Source organism: Metabacillus sp. KJ11-3, from assembly GCF_055808295.1.
Genome location: NZ_CM147865.1, coordinates 511,781 through 529,604, shown reverse-complemented (window position 1 = coordinate 529,604; position 17,824 = coordinate 511,781). Strand labels below are relative to the sequence as shown.

The following is a 17,824-nucleotide window of genomic DNA, read 5'->3' as shown; positions in this document are numbered from 1 at the left end:
AAACATGCTTTCGTGCAGCGCACAAATTAAAAAGGCCGACAATTACACTTGTCAGCCCTTCATTACCTAAATTATTTTTCTAAACGTTTTTCAAGCTCTGCTTTCTTCTCTTCAAAACCAGGTTTACCAAGTAATGCAAACATATTTACTTTATAGGCTTCAACACCTGGTTGATCAAATGGGTTCACTCCTAATAAGTAACCACTCATTGCACATGCTTTTTCGAAGAAATATACTAAGTAACCAAATGTGTACTCGTCCATTTGTGGAATAGATACAACTAAGTTTGGTACACCGCCGTCAGTATGAGCAAGCATTGTACCTTGGAATGCCTTTTTGTTAACAAAATCAACTGATTTTCCAGCAAGGTAATTTAATCCGTCTAAATCACTTTCTTCAGCTTCAACAATTAGTTCATGGCGAGGAGCTTCAACATTAATAACTGTTTCAAAAATGTCGCGACGGCCTTCTTGAACATATTGACCTAATGAATGCAGATCTGTTGAGAAGTTTGCGGAAGAAGGATAAATTCCTTTTTGGTCTTTTCCTTCACTTTCACCAAATAATTGTTTCCACCATTCAGCAAAATATTGAAGACCAGGCTCATAGTTAATAAGCATTTCGATTGTTTTCCCTTTATTATAAAGAACATTACGTACAGCCGCATATTGGTAGGCAGGGTTTTCTTCAAGCTCTGATTTACCAAAGTCATCACTAGCTGCTGCTGCCCCTTTCATCATTGCTTCAATATCCACTCCAGTAACAGCAATTGGGAGTAACCCTACAGCTGTTAAGACGGAATATCGTCCACCAACATCATCAGGAATAATGAATGATTCATAACCTTCTTCTGTTGCAAGTGTTTTAAGAGCACCGCGTGCTTTATCTGTTGTTGCATAAATACGTTGCTTTGCTTCAGATTTTCCATACTTTTCTTCAAGAAGCTTTCTGAAGATACGGAACGCTAATGCAGGTTCAGTTGTCGTTCCTGATTTAGAAATAACATTGATTGAGAAATCTTTTCCTTCTAATAAGTCATGAAGATCCTTCATATATGTAGAACTGATGTTATTACCAACAAAGATCACTTGTGGAGTTTTTCGTTGTTCTTTCGCTAAAGAATTGTAAAAAGAATGATTCAGCATTTCAATTGCTGCACGAGCTCCTAGGTATGAACCGCCAATTCCAATAACAAGAAGAACATCAGAATCATTTTTGATTTTTTCTGCACTTTTTTGAATGCGTGCAAATTCTTCTTTATCATAGTTTTTCGGCAGATCCACCCAGCCTAAGAAATCACTTCCAGCGCCAGTTTGTTCATGAATAGAATGGTGTGCAACTTTTACAAAGTCACGTAAGTATGTAATTTCATGTTCGTTAAAAAAAGATAAGGCATTCGAGTAGTCAAAGCGTACATGCGTCATAACAGTTTTTCCTCCATTAATCATCATTATATTATAGCTTATTATCACTTTATCTAAACTGATAGGTTAAATCAAGCAAAGATATCAATTGTAAACGTTATCACTCTGTTTTATTTTTCATATTACTTTTGCATGCTCTGTTTTTTAAAAATTTATTTAAGTGCGAGAATTAGTTCGTTCCATTGCATTGCAGACACTCCATGCGCCGGGGAGGAGCTGAGCCTCGGCTTCGCCTGTGGGGTCTCAGCCTTTCCTCACTTCCCACAGGAGTCGAGTGTCTTTCGCTTCATTCCACTATAGTTTTCAAAGTATTTAATAGCAACCAATCTTTGTATAACCGCCTAGTTCTTTTACACTTAGACTGATATCAAATAATTTATCGTTCTAATATATTGACCAAAGAGTGGCTGAATTAAGCTTCAGTACAAATAACTTGTCATGAAAAAAGAAAACACGGAGAACCCGTGTTTTCCCTTTATAAAGAAGCCGTTAAAATAGCAACAACATCTTCCTTGTTAAGCTTTTTAAAGTTTCCGAATTCACCGTTGACCATGGCTTTATCTGCCATTAGATCAATATATTCATCGGTGATGTTATAATCCTGTAATCGGCTTGGAGCACCTATGCTGCTCCAGAATTCACGCAGTCGATCAATTCCTTCTAATGCAACAGTTCGGTCATCTTTACCTGTTGGATCAACGTCAAACACGTTTACCGCCAGCTGAACAAAGCGAGAAACATTAACGTCAAGATTATGCTTCATCCAGTTTGGAAAAAGTATTGCCAGACCACCAGCGTGAGGAATATCATATACAGCAGATACCGCATGCTCAATATTATGACTTGCCCAATCACCACGATATCCCATTTGCAACTGTCCATTTAAAGCAATTGTTCCTGAATAAAGAATGGTCTCACGAAGCTCATAATTCTCTAAATCCTCAATTAGTTTAGGTGCTGCTTCGATAACAGTTTTAAGTGTTGATTCACAGAAACGGTCTTGTAATGGGGTATTTTTCGTATGATGAAAATATTGTTCAAAAATATGTGACATCATATCAACAATACCATAGACCGTATGATCCTTTGGAACCGAAAATGTATTAACAGGATCTAAAATTGAAAATTTAGGAAAAGTTAGCGGACTTCCCCAGCCGTACTTCTCTTTTGTTTCCCAATTTGTAATAACAGATCCTGAATTCATTTCTGAACCAGTTGCAGCTAATGTTAAAACTGTACCAAATGGTAAAGCTTCTGATGGAATGTGTTTCTTTGTGACAATATCCCAAGCATCACCTTCATATTTCGCCCCGGCAGCAATCGCCTTTGTGCAGTCAATAACGCTGCCTCCACCCACAGCTAATATAAAATCTATGTTTTCCTCTTTACAAATTTCAACTCCGCGATGAACCGTCGACAATCTCGGATTCGGTTCAACCCCGGCTAATTCAAACAATTGAAGTTTGGATTTATTCAGTATCTCAACAACTTGGTCATATAGACCGTTACGCTTAATGCTTCCTCCACCATAAACAAGGAGTACATTCCTTCCATACTTAGGAACCTCTGCTTCTAATTGCTCGACTTGTCCCTTACCAAAAATAAGTTTTGTGGGATTATAATATGTAAAGTTTTCCATTCATTATCGCCTCCATATTTAGATTATGTAATTTTCACGTTTTCTTGTAAAGAAATGTGCATGAGGAGAAAAAAATTTTTGAATAGAAATGATTATTTTTCACAACATAATAATGTACTTCACAACTAAGGAGGTTGCACAATGAGCGCAATTCAACGTATAGCACTTGTACTTACAATAATCGGAGCCATTAACTGGGGGTTAATCGGATTCTTTCAATTCGATTTAGTAGCCTCTATCTTTGGTGGACAATCGTCAGCACTATCAAGAATTATCTACGGATTAGTTGGTATTGCTGGCTTAATCAACCTTGGGCTATTATTTAAGCCTTCTGAAGAAGTGTCAAGAGAACCACGTCCAGAAGCAAGATAAACACAAAAGCGCAAGTGCCTTGGTTAGCCTCGGGCAAATAAGACGAGTTAGAATAAAGGAGTTCTTTGCCTTCAATTCTAAATTAGCTAAACCCTAGAGGAAGTCAAAAACGCGACGTCCCGTCGCATTGACTGCACTTGCACATCCTTTGCGATCTAAGGCTAGGCGCTGGATGGTAAAGCAGTTAAGTTCTTGCAGTTAATAATGTCATAACAAGATAGAAAAGACTAACATTACGTTAGTCTTTTCTATTTAGGTAAACAAAAGGATGTCCGCAAAGTAAGTGGACATCCTTTTTACCGTTCATTCTTATTTTTTTACTTCTTCGCGTTTTGATTGCTCAATCCACTCTTCTAGTTTATCCTTTAATGTATTAAAACCTTGAGGAGTTTCAGTTTCAGCCTTAACAGTTGCTTGACGTTTTTTTGGTTTTTTAGGAGCTTCTTTTTTCTCTTCAACAGGTGCTTCTTGAGTCGCACGGATTGATAAGCTAATTTTTCCTGATTTCTCGTCAATTGAAAGAACTTTCACTTGCACTTCATCATTTACATTTAAGTGCTCGTTTACATCCTTAACAAAACCATGTGTAATTTCAGAGATGTGTACTAGTCCTTGTGTTTCTTCATCAAGTGCAACGAATGCTCCGTATGGTTGAATTCCTGTTACTTTTCCTGTATGAACACTACCTATTTCAAACTTAGTTGTCATATTTAACACTCCTATTTTTCTTATATTTATATGTCCCAATATACGCAATTAAAAATTATACCACAGCTTAATGCATTTGACAAAAGATTTTGAACTGCTCTCACAATGTAGTATACCCTAAAAAAAGCAACGATGAACCCGTTACTTTAAAATAGTGACCGATGTTCTACTTTTGGAACCCCATTTTCAAGTCGAAGCTTGAGGTGAGCTGTTTCTCCACCTTTTTTAATATAAATATGCTCAATTCTTTCTCCATTTTGTGTATAGGTGATATCAACCATTTTCACTTCATTTGATAAATGTTGAATATCCAAGCCCTCATTATTTAGCTCAGATGTGAATTGCTCAAGTGTTGGTACATCAGCCTCTGGACCTTTATAAATTAAAGCATATGCCATTTCGTAGTCCTCTTTTTCAAGAGCATGCATATACATTCTCGCTACAACCAAATCAATTGTATTGTTACCAGCAAAAGGACCATCCAATAGCTGATTATTTTCAGTTTCCTTGTAGGATTTATATGTTTCCATCATTTGATCTGTTAATGGAAGTAAATTCACATTTAATCCATTTGGAACAACTTTTAAATTGGATGGAATAAGGGTTTCTACCTCTTGTTTTAAATCGTCTGTTAATTGATTGTCTTGGTCTCTGAGTTTATTTAAAAAGCTCTGTACAATCTTAGATGTTTCACTATTAGGGTTTGCTGAAATAAACCGATCAAACTCGTTTAGTGTTTCATCCTCAATATATCCCTGTTCATTTTCTATTGGAGTATTGTTTAACCCGGTCAAATAATACTGAATCCATTGTTGGTATAATGACTTTAATTCATTAAGGTCTTCAAAATTTGGATTTTTTAAGATAATGCCCTCTAAATGAATGATTCTCTCCTCAAGCTCTTTCCTAGTAATAATTAAAGCATCATCAGACGCAATTTTAGCTCCTTGCTGAATGTCAAGATAACCCTGTACTTCTTTTGACATTTGACCATTAAAAGCTTCTGAGATTTTTGTATAGTCAATCTTAAAATAAATAATACCTTCACCATCATCTATAAAGATATATCCGATACGTTTCATTTCTTCAACTAAATCAACATATTCTTTAGAGCCGCTGCTAAAATCAGGTGAATTTAACTTCTCCACATATTCGGATATGTTTGTTACTTCCGCTTGATTCTCTCCATAAACTTTTTCCCATTTATCTGTATATCTTTCTTTTAAGTATTCCAGCTTTTCAATATATTTGATAATTTCCTCGTCACTCACTTGATCGTCTTCAGCCATGGTACGAATTAATTCAAATTCTTCGTTAGGAAGAGATACACGTAAATCAATGATTTGCTTTACATTGTCCGAGTAATTTTTCAGCTCTGTTTGCGTTTTGTACGATGTTCGTTCTTCAAATTTTTGAACAGCTTCTTTGGCTTCCTGTACAAAAGCATATTGTTCCACATCCTGAAAACCTAGTTCTTCTTCAAGCTCATCCACTTTTCTTTCATAATATCCTCTTATTTCGTTTATTGCATTCTCAATGTCATTGGCTGTTACAGGCTGATTTTCAGTTGTATTCTGAGAAGGTGGTGAGTTTGTACCTGTATTTTCAGGCTGAGTTAATAGCTGTGTTGCAAGTAAGCCGGCAATGAACAAAACTCCGATAAATGATGCGACATAAGGTAATGTGAGCTTTACTTTCCGCTTATATGGTTTTTCTGCTTTTTTTACTTCCCCGACAATTTTTTCGACAGAAGAGATCGTTGACATTTGGTCATATGAGTTCTTAAGATTCTTCATTTGTTCTTCAAATAATTTGTCATCCATAAATGTCACCTTCCTTCTTCTTGAACTCTTCTATTACTTTCTTTAGCATGGTTTTTCCTCTGAGAATCCTTGTTTTAACAGTTGATAACGAAATGGACATAATATCAGCGATTTCTTCATATTTTTTTTCATGAAAGTAAAATAGTACGATTGGAACTCGGTATTTTTCATCCAGTTTTTGGATGGCTAAATGCAGCATCCGGTCTTCTTCATTTCGAATCACTTCTGCTTCAGTTTCAGGATAGTCATCATTTATAAAGTCCTGTTGTATTTTAAATACCTTACGAAGGTTGGACTGTCGTTTCCGAGCAAAGTCTCTCGTGACATTTAAGGTGATTTTATATAACCACGTTGAAAATTTAGCTTTCGTAAATTGATCAAGAAACCGATATACGCGAATAAATACTTCCTGTGTAATATCTTCAATTTCATCCTGCCTATTTCCTAATTGGTAGGCAAATTTCTCAACAACGGGATAATGCATCTCTACAAGTTGCTGAAATGCATTCATATTGCCTTGTTTCGCTTTTTTGATTAAGTCATCTTCATTCATGTTACACTGCCCTCCTCTTTCACTCATTAAACGGATGGTTACAGGAATTTGTTGCACATTTGAATGGAAACTGGATTGGAGAAATAAAATGAGGAAAAAACAAAAAAATGTGTTTAATATATACAAATAGAGGGGAATACTATATCCATAAGGCTTTCTAGTATTCCCCCCTTTTTTTCTCTATATATGCTGATCTAAAAGGTCAGCATTTTTTTTGTACAAAACGTTGCATTCTTCTCAAAGCTTCTTGGAGTTGCTCTAGGGAAGATGCATAAGAGCAACGGATATACCCCTCTCCACTTTCACCAAAGACACTTCCAGGTACAACCGCTACCTTCTCTTCCATTAATAATTCTTCTGCAAATTCTTCTGAAGAAAGATTTGTTTTTTGAATTGATGGGAATGCATAAAAAGCTCCTCCAGGCACATGACAAGAAAGCCCCATTTCATTTAACGCACTAACAAACAGGTTTCTTCGTTGTCTGTAGCTTTTTTCATATGCATAACATCTTCTTTTCCATTTTTGATCGCTTCAACTGCAGCATATTGTGCCATTGTTGGAGCACACATCATCGCATATTGATGAATTTTGAGCATAGCACTTAAAAACTCCTGGTTTGCTGCCACATATCCCAGACGCCAGCCTGTCATTGCAAAACCTTTTGAAAAACCAGAGACTAGAATTGTACGTTCAGCCATACCCTCGATTGAAACAAAGCTTGTATATGCTTCATCGTATGTCAGCTCTGCATAAATTTCATCTGAGATGACTAATAAATCATGTTTTTCAATAATACTAGCTATTTTTTCAAGGTCCTCTTTATTGAGAACTGTTCCGGTTGGATTGCTCGGGGAACACAAAATGATCGCTTTTGTTTTTTCGGTAATTGCCTTTTCCAGATCTGATGGTTGTAATTTAAATTCCATTTCTCCGCTTGTTTGAACAGAGACAGGAACTCCTCCAGCTAATGAGACAAGAGACGAGTATGCAACAAAACTTGGTTCGATTACAATTACTTCATCGCCCGGATTTACAATTGCTCTTAATGCAATATCAAGTGCCTGGCTTGCGCCTACTGTAACAAGAATCTCTTCTTTTGCACTGTAAGTGATATCTGTTTTTTCTTTTAGGTAATAGCTAATTTCGTTTCTCAACTCAAGCAATCCAGCATTAGCTGTATAAGATGTATACCCTTGCTCAAGCGAAAGAATACTTGCTTCCCTTACGTTCCAGGGAGTAACAAAATCAGGCTCACCTACACCTAAGGAGATTACGCCCTCCATGCTAGAAGCCAAGTCAAAAAACTTTCGAATTCCTGATGGTTTTAAGTTTTTGACTGTACTTGACAGATAATGAGATGGTTCAATCATGGTGATACCACAATTCTTTTGTCCTCATCATCTTGTTCGAATATAGTACCATCATGCTTATATTTCTTTAAGATAAAATGAGTTGTTGTTGATAATACTGAATCTAATGTTGACAGCTTCTCGGATACAAACTGTGCAATTGCCGACATAGATTTCCCCTCAATAATGACGGAAAGATCATATGCTCCTGACATAAGGTAGACAGATTTCACTTCATTGAAACGGTAAATACGCTTCGCGATATCGTCAAATCCAACGCCTCGCTTCGGTTGGACTTTCACATCAATCATTGCCTTAACACCTTCATGACCTTCCACTTTGGCCCAGTTTACCTGTGCTGTATAGTCAACAATAATCCGCTGCTCTTCAAGTTTTTTTATGATGTTATTTGTTTCTTCCACCGATAGATCAATCATTTTGGCGATTTGTTCTGCAGTCAAGCGGCAGTCGTCTTGTAATATTTCTAAGAGCTCCACTTCTTTTTCATTAAACTTCATCTAAATACCACTCCTACTTTTCAAATCTTCAGACAATTATACCACCATATTACTTGTTTTTCATATGTTTCACAAAAAGAAATAGGGGTAGATTTTTACATGTGTGTTTTTTATATTTCCGTAAATCCTAAAAAAAACAACATGTTAAATCAATCTAATATTTTATCATACAATCGACAATATTTTATAGGAAAATTGGAGTGAATGCTTATGGATTATTATTGCAGTGCCATGAAAATACTTGGCATTAACGTTCACTATGAGGTATATAAACATCATCCTCATAATCCAACCATTGTCTTAATTCATGGATTTCTTTCCTCCAGCTTTTGTTATCGTAAGATTATTCCAATCTTACAGGAGGATTTTACACTTGTGACAATTGATTTACCTCCCTTTGGTAAAACAGAAAAATCAACAAATTTTGTCCATTCTTACTCAAACATGGCAAAGGTCGTTATTCAATTAGTAGAAGGGTTAAATATAAAGAAAGCATACCTTGTGGGACATTCAATGGGTGGACAGGTTTCTCTAAATGCCGCTAAGCAGAGACCTGATTTATTCGAAAAAGTGGCATTACTATGCAGCTCAGGCTATATGAAAGGTGTCCACCCTAGTTTAAAGCTCGGTTCTTATTTTCCCTATTTCTATTTAGGGATAAAACATTGGCTGGCAAGACAAGGTGTTTTAAAAAATTTATACAATGTTGTGCATGACCGGTCTCTTATTGACCAGGAAATGATGGATGGATATATGAAGCCGTTTCTAGATGATAAAATTTTCAGAGCATTAAACCGGATGATTCGTGATCATGAAGGTGATCTTTCGTCAGAAGAATTAAAGCTAATTGAACAACCAAGCTTACTTCTTTGGGGAAATGAAGACAAAGTCGTACCAGTTCATATCGGGGAAAGATTAAAAAAGGATTTACCAAATTCTACGTTTTTTTCCTTTAAACAAACAGGGCACCTTGTCCCTGAAGAAAGACCTGAACACGTATCTGAAAAAATTGCTTCATTTTTTTACCAGGCAACATAAAAAAAGCCCTTATGTCCATAAGGGCTGCCTCTATATCCTACTTCAAAGTATTACATCTCACAGCTTGAGTTGTTTTTTATGTATAAAAGTTTTTTGGCCATCCTTTCACAATCGGAAAGTGGAATAATTTCTTCAAAAGAAAATTCAAAAATGGCTTGTATTTTTCTTGCAAGTTTTATTTCTTCTTCAAAAAGATGTACTGCTTGCAACACATCAACTACCTCTGTTTCATAATGGCCTGCCCCATAACCTAAAGGATCCCATTGTAACAATACATCCATAATTTTCAAATTCGTTTGTTGTGCTTCCAATTTTTTCACCTTTGATAATCTTATTTTTTGCACTGCCATTGTAACATACTTATAGTAAGAGTATATATTAGAATCTATCCTATAAAAAGATGAGGTGTGATGATCAATGAGTCGATTTGATAAAGTGATTAATCGAAAACAAACAGATTCAGTTAAGTGGGACTATACAAAGAAAATTTTCGGTGTGGAAAATGTCTTGCCAATGTGGGTAGCTGACATGGATTTTTCAGTACCTGAAGAAGTAACAGCTGCATTACACTCCCGTGTTGATCATGGAATTTTTGGTTATACAATGCCGGGGGCAAATATGGAAAAAGCTGTGCAGAGCTGGTTAAAAAAACGGCATAGTTGGGAGATTGATCCTAAAACCATCACATATAGCCCCGGGATTGTAACGGCAATTAGTTTAGCTATTCATGCTTTTACATCTCATGACGAAAAAATCGTCGTTCAACCACCTGTTTATTATCCGTTCTTTGAAATTGCTCAAAAGCATGAAAGAGAAGTATTATACAATAAATTAATTCTTAATGAAGATTTCCGCTATGAGATTGATTTTAATGACCTTGAAGCGAAGCTTTCTGACGAAAAAACAAAGTTGTTTATCCTTTGTAATCCGCATAATCCTAGTGGACGTGTTTGGTCGCGGGAAGAATTGACTAAAATCGGTGATCTTTGTATTAAGCATAATGTTATCATCATTTCAGATGATATTCATTCAGATCTTTTATTATTCGGTAGTAGTTATACACCAATCGCATCACTTAGAGAGGATATCGCTAAGCAGACAGTCACATGTATCGCACCAAGTAAAACATTTAATTTAGCGGGACTCCAGGCTTCTCTCGTGCTTATTCCTAATGATTCTCTTAAACGAAGATATCACGATGTTCAACAACTTTTCGGTCTTTTGAGCATTAATACAATAGGTGCGGATGCAATGGAAGCAGCCTACTCTTATGGTGAAAAATGGCTTGATGAACTTCTCCCATATTTGGAGGAAAATGTTGTCATAATTGAAGACTATTTAAAAGAGCATTTTCCCCAAGTGAAAGTCATGAGACCCGAAGCCACATATCTTGTATGGCTTGATGCAAGAAGTTTAAATAAAACAGATAAAGAATTACAAGAACTTCTACTTAAAAAAGGGAAACTAGCATTACATATCGGATCTAAATTTGGAGAAAATGGTGAAGGTTTTTTAAGAATGAATATTGCCTGTCCAAAATCAACTATTATTGAAGGAATGGAAAGGCTTGTCACAGCTTTAAAAGCTTAATAACGATACCTCCAAAACTCTTTAGATAATCATTCAGTTGATATCTGAAGAGTTTTTGGTATATAAAAGTCCAGTTATTTTTAAAAACAATACTTACTGCCAAGAATGGAGGAGTCGATGTCTTTTCTATACTTTAATCCTTAACATAGTTAAACTTTCTTAAAGTATTAAAAATTTAAACAAATCCCCTTCAAGTAATGGTATAATTAGACAGAAAATACTTTTACTAACTAAAGGTGACTAATAATGGATCTCGTAAAAGATATCATCCTACAAACTACATTTGTTATTTTACCAATTTTTATCTTTCATCTTTTTTGGTTAAGCAGGAATGATCTTAATGCATTGAAAACGAATATACCTTTGATCACAATCGGATGCATGATTTCATCTATTCTTTGCATTATTGCTCCTATTGAAATTAATAATGGGGTATATTTTAATTTGCACACAATCCCCTTATTTATTGGCTTTGTATACGGCGGCTATATTTCCGGCTTTGTTATTCTTCTTTCAACAATAGCTTATTTCGTGTATCCGTATGATTATAGTTTGTTTTATCTGATTATTAGTATATTACTCTATGGTATCATTTCACTATCGATTCGGAATCGTTGGCTTACATATACCTTAAAGAAAAAATTCATATACACACTGCTTTATGGCGCAAGTATTCTGATTTTCACTTTATTAGTATTTTTATTTGTAAGCGTTTCAAAAATTGAATCAATTCATTTTCAACAAATTATCCTTGTCGGGGTTTCCATTTTCATTTTAACACTAATGCTGGCCTTATCCGTTTACCTAATTGAATATATGAGAGCAACAGCTGTTTTACGATTAGAGTTAGTGAAAGCCGAAAAGCTATCAATAGTGAGTGAACTTGCCGCGAGTGTAGCCCATGAAGTCAGAAATCCACTGACTGTTGTTCGGGGCTTCGTTCAGCTTATTGGAAACTCAACCGATAGCACAGATAATCAACGAAAAGAATATATGAATCTCGTTCTTGCCGAATTAGACCGAGCTCAATCCATCATCACAGACTACCTTGGAATGGCTGGTCAACACAAGGTTCAAAAGGAAAAAATCAACCTAACTGATACTCTAAATGAAATTACTGTTTTAATGACTTCGTATGCTAATTTCAAAACTGTACGATTCAACTGTGATATCGAAAAAAACTTGTATGTCTTTGGTGACCGTTCAAAATTAAAACAAGTATTTATAAATATTATTAAAAATTCTATTGAAGCTGTTCCAAGTATCAACGGTATCGTGTCTATTAAAGCTGAAGTGAAGGAAGAACTTATTTATATTAAGATTTCGGATAATGGGGTTGGAATGACTAAAGAACAAATCGAACGGTTGGGAGAGCCTTATTATTCGCTTAAAGAAAATGGGACTGGTCTCGGATTAACCGTTACCTACAGCATCATAAACAGTCACGGCGGATCTGTTAAATATTCAAGTGAACTAAACAAAGGAACAATTGCTGTTGTTCGATTGCCCTTCTATGTCAACAAAAGCACCACACACCCATTTGAGGTACACCAAAATTCAGGATAGAATAATGATAGATATTGTTTTTTTATCATACATACTTTATACACAAAAAAGGATGATTGTTAGTCATCCTTTTTTGTTCATTCCTCTTCCTCTTCAGGCTTAACTTCCTTCTTATCGCTTCGTTCTGCCTCTTTTTCAGTAATTTCACCACATGCGATTCTCTGTCCTGAATTGCCTGCAGGTTGGGACATACCGTCGTCTTTACCATCTGTTATGACAATAGACGTACCCTCTTGACGGAGCAAGGAGTTTTTCTTGTCAGCCTTTAACGTTAGCTGAGGAGCCATTAATGTTGCTTCAGCTTTCCCATTTTCCGAAACGATGTTTGGCAGGTCCCCTGCGTGTGCTCCTTCCGGATGAAGTAAGCCGTGTTGCTTTTCATCAGGGTTAAAATGATTACCAGCAGATTTAAACTCGGGAGCTTCACATGTTCCTTTTTCATGTATGTGAAACCCTAGCTCCCCATCCGGCAATCCCTCCAGCATAACGTCCAGTTCGACACCCTCAGACTGCTCCGACAGTTTAATTGTCCCTAGAGAATCACCGCTTGTATTAAACATTTCAACATCCATTTTCGTGATTTCCTTTTCCATACAACCGGTTAATACAAAAAGAAATACAATAGAAAAAAAGTTATATGTTTCATCATACCCTCCAACAAAAGTATTGGCTAAAGGGTATTTTTCGCCTTACAATCTGTTTTTATACTATTTAAGAACACAAAACTGTGAGCGATTGCAAAAACAGGTTAGATACTCACTTTTCTTTTGACTGTTTGCCTGCCTTCATTAATTTATCCACTTTGTCTTCTTCTTTTTTTGATACTTTTAATATAAAACGGAAAGCAAAAAACGCTGCGATGGTAAAGATGACCATTGTTATAGCTGCTGGAATATATTCCGTTTTATCCTCCGGGAAATATAAGAACAATCCTATTACAGGGTTTAGATAATCCAATTTATTCACGCCCTCTCTTTGTCCTACTATAGCAAGATTTTTTGATTTTCACTAGTTCGCAAAAGCAGATAAAACAAAACGTTCACAATTGCGTTGGAATACCGACATAATGAAATAAATGGTAGTATAGACAGGGAGTAGTTCATTTAAATGAAGATTAGTTTAAGGGGGTAAACATAGTGGAAGAAAAGAAAATTGGAGATGTTGTAACAGGGATTTATAAAACAGGAAAATATATCGGAGTTGTTACGGACATTCGCCAAATGCATTACTTAGTCCAAGTAAAAGCTGTGATTAAGCATCCTCAACAAGGAGATTTACATAATCCGAAACAGGTGGATGTCCAAATGTTTCATGAACGAAGAGCTTTAGCTTTTAATGAACAAACAAATGTACCAAAGCAGATGGTTAAATCTTATGATGGAGATATACCTGATTATCATCAGTCTTTACAGAAAGCTGTGATAGCCATGAAACAGGATTTAGAAGAAATGAACACTGAGTGGGCACAACAGTCGTTAAACAGACTACATGTATTGGAAAAAGAATACTTCTCTAAATAATCGTAAATGATTTACTCAATAACAATATTACTCCACACTTCATACAATATTGTTATTGAGCTTTTTTCTTTGTTTACTTCCATCGATAAAGTTATGTGGCATATTTATTTAAAACCTCTGATAAATCAATTCGGTCTCCAATTGTAGGTGGAGTCGGTTTTTGTAAATAACGCTTATCATCCTCAACTAACTTGAATAAATTATAGGTAGTTAGAGCATCATCCAGTGCACGATGATGTTTTCCAGTAGCTTTCTTTCCGTATTCTTCAACAGCCTTCCATAAACCGGTTTGATTACGATCTCCAAAGAACTTTTTATATTCCATTGATAAATCTCTAAATTTACCCGTGAACGGGAATTCTATTTTATTCATTTCACAATTATGTCTTAATACTTTCATATCCATATTCCCCCACGTAATAACTGTTGTAGGGGCTTTTTGATTATAATTAGATAAAATACTTAATAGTTCTGTAAACGTCATACCCTGGTCTATTTTTTCCTGTGAAATTTGCAGAAAGGTTTTACATCGTTCACTCAAATTGGGGAATTGGTTTGGTTTTACGTATGAGGAGAATTGCTCTTCAATCTTTTGGTTTTTAACAGAAACTATACCCACTTCAATTATTTCAGGGTAAAACCCCTTTGGGTTGGATTTTCCTTCTGGCATTGTAAATTCAAAATCAATAAATAGTAATTGCTCTTGTCCCTCCAATCTGCTTCACTCCTCCTTTACTAAGAAATAGTTTGTTAGTTTCATTATATCACCGAAGCGCTAGAAAGAACTTCAATTTTCCGAAAAATAATGAAATATCCCTTGACTATTTTTTTATAGTGAGACTTCCATCAGTGGGATTTTCCCTATCCCTACTGATGGCTAGCTGGACTTGTCACGCTCAGGAGCGCCACATCCTTAGTCTAACCAGACTTGGACGTCAATCGTTCGAAGGATCTTTACGGGCAGTTATCTCCCACTCATCTTCTTAGCTTCTTCTCGAAACTTAAGCGGGAGCTTTACTGCCCGTTAAGGTGGGATAAGTATCTATTTAAGGTGGACGATTCTTTTTAAATATATTCAACTGGCAGGATTGTTAGGTATAATTTTTTTTAGAACATATACAATCAATACGCTTATTTTTAAGAAAATCATGTACAATAGGACTAATGACCTTAAATAAGCCTTGTCTACTAATATAGAAAGAAAGTGAATGTATGCGGAGATTATTTGGCTGGATTTGTATCTTTATTATGGTTCCCATTTTCCTCCTTTGCGGATTTATAGCAGGAAAGGAATCTCAAGCAGTAAAAGGATTGGGAACTGTATTAGATGAAAAAATCCCTATCGATTCTGTCCAACTCGTTGAAAACAGCTATGTCTTTGACCATGAGGGTCGTCTAATATCAGAGATTGTTACTGATCAACAAAACCGAACATATCTTTCATATGAAAATATTCCGGATGTTGTCAAAACAGTATACATCGAATCAGAAGATAAGCGTTTTTTTGAACATATCGGATTTGATGCATCAGGTATGCTTCGGGCAGTTTTAATTAATGCCCAATCTCAATCGGTTGAGCAGGGTGGGAGTACCATTACCCAGCAATTAGCACGGAATGTTTATTTATCACACGAACAATCTTATAATCGTAAATTAAGTGAGCTTTTATATTCCTATCAACTGGAAAAAAACTTCACAAAGGAACAGATCTTAGAAGCCTACTTAAATGCCATATACTTCGGAAATGGAACATATGGAATCGGGACAGCTTCCAGTTATTATTTTAATAAACAAATTCAGGAACTAAGCTTGGCTGAGCTTGTCTTTATTAGTGCTATACCAAATAACCCGACAATGTACGACCCGGTAAAAAACTTTCAAGCAACGAAAGAGCGGCAGGAAAGATTGCTTCAGATTCTATATGATAATGGTTCTATTTCAAGTGATGAATTGCAGGATGCTTTGAAAGATTCTATCAACCTTTCCATAAAAACCCGGACAGATACTAATGCCGACTATGTGACATATGTTCATCACGAGTTAAAACAATTAATCGCTGAAAAAGAAGGCTTAGCTCCACAAGCAGAATCAGCAAAAAATAAAGATACCCTTAAAAAACAACTAAATGAAAAAGTGAATCAAGTATTAAGCAAGGGTGTTATTATCCATACAGCATTGGAAACTGAGCGTCAGAATACATTAGAACGTGCAATAGAACAGTATATTCCATCAAATGATATTCAAGGTTCAGCTGCAGTCATTAATCATAAAACACACAAAATTGTTGCATTATCCGGTGGTAAAAATTATGAAAAATATTCATTTAACAGAGCATATCAAGCTTACAGACAACCTGGTTCAGCAATAAAACCACTATTGGATTATGCTCCCTACATTGATATTACCGGTGCAACAGCTACCTCAAGAATTGACGCAGGTGAATTTTGTAAGGATGACTGGTGCCCGGAAAATTATAGTGGTAAAAATTATGGAAAAGTCACATTGGAGACAGCCCTAAAATATTCCTATAATACAGCAGCAGTTCGCTTACTCGATCAAATAGGAATTGAAAAAGGATTTTCTTACTTAGATCCTTTTCAGTTTGCCAACATCTCCAATAGCGACCATCAGCTTCCAGCTGCAATTGGTGGTGTCAGCATCGGTGTATCTCCACTTGAATTGACAAATGCTTATACAACCTTTGGTAATAAAGGGATCTTTTATCAAAACCATGCGATTACCAAAGTAACGGATTTAAATGGGCAAACCCTCTATGAATGGAAGGAAGACCCTACACGTGTTTGGAAGGAATCAACCAATACACAGATGCTTTCATTACTGTCAGCTGTTGTAAAAAGTGGCACAGGGCAAAAGGCATACTTTCCAAGTGATTATATCGGAGGAAAAACAGGCACTTCTAACAATTATTATGATCTTTGGTTTGCCGGTTTGACAGAAACCTATACAGGGGCAGTTTGGGTTGGAAAAGATCAGCCTGCTAACATTGAAAGAATGTATACCCAATCACCTCAACAACTAATATGGAAAGAGATGATGAAGTAACTCATTCTACTTAGGGGAGGGTTTAAGTTGGTGAATAACCATAATGCCTCTATATTGCTTTTTGATGGAGTTTGTCATTTTTGTGATCGATCTGTTCAATTCTTAATTCGCCACGATCACAAAGGGGTCATAAAATTTGCTGCTCTGCAGTCGAACAAAGGGCAAGAATTGTTACATGAACATCAACTCTCAACAACTAATTTAAATAGTTTGGTCTTTATACAAGGTCAACATTACTACACAAAATCAACAGCCGTGAGAGAAATTTGCCGTCAGTTAGGCGGTAAGTGGAAATTTTTAGCTGTTATACTAAAACTGACCCCAAGACCAATAGCTGATACGATATATGATTTAGTCGCAAAAAATCGTTATAAATGGTTCGGTCAAAAAGACCAGTGTATGATCCCTAGTAAAGAAGTAAGAAATCGATTTTTACAGTAGGAGTAGGCTATTTTTATAGGCTTTTTCGTCGTAAAGTTTGATGCTTTTAAATACTAATTTTTAAATTTTAGTGGAATGGAGCGGAAGACACTTGACTCCTGCGGGAGGTATAGGAAAGGCCGAGACCCCGCAGGCGAAGCTGAGGAGGCTTGGCTTCCTCCCCGCGGAAAGCAAGTGTCTGGAGCATAATGAAACAAAACTTAGTCTTAACATTACCTG

At 36.0% G+C, this 17,824-nt stretch carries 17 protein-coding genes and 1 pseudogene; 7 read left to right on the top strand and 11 right to left on the bottom strand.

Features of this window, described 5'->3' with window-relative positions; genetic code table 11:
• Positions 1-71: 71 nt before the first annotated feature.
• Complete coding sequence (locus AC0L8O_RS02790) at positions 72-1,424, bottom strand: glucose-6-phosphate isomerase (protein WP_473446508.1); 1,353 nt, start codon at positions 1,422-1,424, stop codon at positions 72-74.
• 475 nt (positions 1,425-1,899) lie between these two features.
• Positions 1,900-3,063, bottom strand: a complete 1,164-nt coding sequence (locus AC0L8O_RS02785; protein WP_473446507.1) for an iron-containing alcohol dehydrogenase — start codon at positions 3,061-3,063, stop codon at positions 1,900-1,902.
• 141 nt (positions 3,064-3,204) lie between these two features.
• Between AC0L8O_RS02785 and AC0L8O_RS02780 the strand changes: the two genes are divergently transcribed.
• Positions 3,205-3,435 (top strand): DUF378 domain-containing protein, encoded by a 231-nt coding sequence (locus AC0L8O_RS02780; RefSeq protein ID WP_473446506.1) that lies wholly within the window; start codon positions 3,205-3,207, stop codon positions 3,433-3,435.
• A gap of 309 nt (positions 3,436-3,744) precedes the next feature.
• Here the strand turns inward: AC0L8O_RS02780 and yugI are convergent, their stop codons facing one another.
• The 5 genes and pseudogenes from yugI to AC0L8O_RS02755 all read right to left on the bottom strand — a co-directional run bounded on the left by yugI (position 3,745) and on the right by AC0L8O_RS02755 (position 8,387).
• Positions 3,745-4,143 carry a S1 domain-containing post-transcriptional regulator GSP13 gene (yugI, locus tag AC0L8O_RS02775; RefSeq protein ID WP_026558972.1) on the bottom strand — a complete coding sequence of 133 codons (399 nt, stop codon included), beginning with the start codon at positions 4,141-4,143 and terminating at the stop codon, positions 3,745-3,747.
• A gap of 146 nt (positions 4,144-4,289) precedes the next feature.
• Positions 4,290-5,966 carry a hypothetical protein gene (locus AC0L8O_RS02770; protein ID WP_473446505.1) on the bottom strand — a complete coding sequence of 559 codons (1,677 nt, stop codon included), beginning with the start codon at positions 5,964-5,966 and terminating at the stop codon, positions 4,290-4,292.
• Complete coding sequence (locus AC0L8O_RS02765; RefSeq protein WP_473446504.1) at positions 5,959-6,519, bottom strand: RNA polymerase sigma factor; 561 nt, start codon at positions 6,517-6,519, stop codon at positions 5,959-5,961. The genes AC0L8O_RS02770 and AC0L8O_RS02765 overlap by 8 nt, the downstream gene beginning before the upstream one ends.
• 202 nt (positions 6,520-6,721) lie before the next feature.
• Positions 6,722-7,890, bottom strand: a pseudogene (locus AC0L8O_RS02760) (aminotransferase).
• The gene (locus AC0L8O_RS02755; RefSeq protein WP_473446503.1) at positions 7,887-8,387 is read right to left on the bottom strand and encodes an Lrp/AsnC family transcriptional regulator; all 501 of its coding nucleotides are present in this window, start codon (positions 8,385-8,387) and stop codon (positions 7,887-7,889) included. The pseudogene AC0L8O_RS02760 and the gene AC0L8O_RS02755 overlap by 4 nt, the downstream one beginning before the upstream one ends.
• Positions 8,388-8,597: 210 nt before the next feature.
• Between AC0L8O_RS02755 and AC0L8O_RS02750 the strand changes: the two genes are divergently transcribed.
• Positions 8,598-9,425 carry an alpha/beta fold hydrolase gene (locus AC0L8O_RS02750; protein ID WP_473446502.1) on the top strand — a complete coding sequence of 276 codons (828 nt, stop codon included), beginning with the start codon at positions 8,598-8,600 and terminating at the stop codon, positions 9,423-9,425.
• A gap of 50 nt (positions 9,426-9,475) precedes the next feature.
• Here the strand turns inward: AC0L8O_RS02750 and AC0L8O_RS02745 are convergent, their stop codons facing one another.
• Positions 9,476-9,745, bottom strand: a complete 270-nt coding sequence (locus tag AC0L8O_RS02745) for a DUF1871 family protein (protein ID WP_473448618.1) — start codon at positions 9,743-9,745, stop codon at positions 9,476-9,478.
• 97 nt (positions 9,746-9,842) lie between these two features.
• Between AC0L8O_RS02745 and AC0L8O_RS02740 the strand changes: the two genes are divergently transcribed.
• Both AC0L8O_RS02740 and AC0L8O_RS02735 read left to right on the top strand, forming a co-directional pair.
• On the top strand, positions 9,843-11,015 hold the full coding sequence (locus AC0L8O_RS02740; RefSeq protein WP_473446501.1) for a MalY/PatB family protein: 1,173 nt from the start codon (positions 9,843-9,845) through the stop codon (positions 11,013-11,015).
• A 246-nt stretch (positions 11,016-11,261) separates the two neighbouring features.
• Complete coding sequence (locus AC0L8O_RS02735) at positions 11,262-12,581, top strand: ATP-binding protein (RefSeq protein ID WP_473446500.1); 1,320 nt, start codon at positions 11,262-11,264, stop codon at positions 12,579-12,581.
• A 77-nt stretch (positions 12,582-12,658) separates the two neighbouring features.
• Here AC0L8O_RS02735 and AC0L8O_RS02730 read toward each other — a convergent pair whose 3' ends face one another.
• Positions 12,659-13,153: a superoxide dismutase family protein gene (locus AC0L8O_RS02730; protein ID WP_473446499.1), complete on the bottom strand. Its 495-nt coding sequence runs from the start codon at positions 13,151-13,153 to the stop codon at positions 12,659-12,661.
• Positions 13,154-13,337: 184 nt separating this feature from the next.
• Positions 13,338-13,538 carry a hypothetical protein gene (locus AC0L8O_RS02725; RefSeq protein WP_473446498.1) on the bottom strand — a complete coding sequence of 67 codons (201 nt, stop codon included), beginning with the start codon at positions 13,536-13,538 and terminating at the stop codon, positions 13,338-13,340.
• A gap of 179 nt (positions 13,539-13,717) precedes the next feature.
• Between AC0L8O_RS02725 and kapB the strand changes: the two genes are divergently transcribed.
• The gene (gene kapB, locus AC0L8O_RS02720; protein ID WP_473446497.1) at positions 13,718-14,101 is read left to right on the top strand and encodes a kinase-associated lipoprotein KapB; all 384 of its coding nucleotides are present in this window, start codon (positions 13,718-13,720) and stop codon (positions 14,099-14,101) included.
• A 91-nt stretch (positions 14,102-14,192) separates the two neighbouring features.
• Here kapB and kapD read toward each other — a convergent pair whose 3' ends face one another.
• Positions 14,193-14,771, bottom strand: coding sequence for a 3'-5' exonuclease KapD (gene kapD / locus AC0L8O_RS02715; protein WP_473448615.1), 579 nt, complete (start codon positions 14,769-14,771; stop codon positions 14,193-14,195).
• 542 nt (positions 14,772-15,313) lie between these two features.
• On the opposite strand from kapD, the gene AC0L8O_RS02710 reads away from it, so the two are divergent.
• Positions 15,314-17,164 carry a transglycosylase domain-containing protein gene (locus AC0L8O_RS02710; protein ID WP_473446496.1) on the top strand — a complete coding sequence of 617 codons (1,851 nt, stop codon included), beginning with the start codon at positions 15,314-15,316 and terminating at the stop codon, positions 17,162-17,164.
• 30 nt (positions 17,165-17,194) lie between these two features.
• Positions 17,195-17,605 carry a thiol-disulfide oxidoreductase DCC family protein gene (locus tag AC0L8O_RS02705; protein WP_473448612.1) on the top strand — a complete coding sequence of 137 codons (411 nt, stop codon included), beginning with the start codon at positions 17,195-17,197 and terminating at the stop codon, positions 17,603-17,605.
• Positions 17,606-17,824 lie beyond the last annotated feature (219 nt).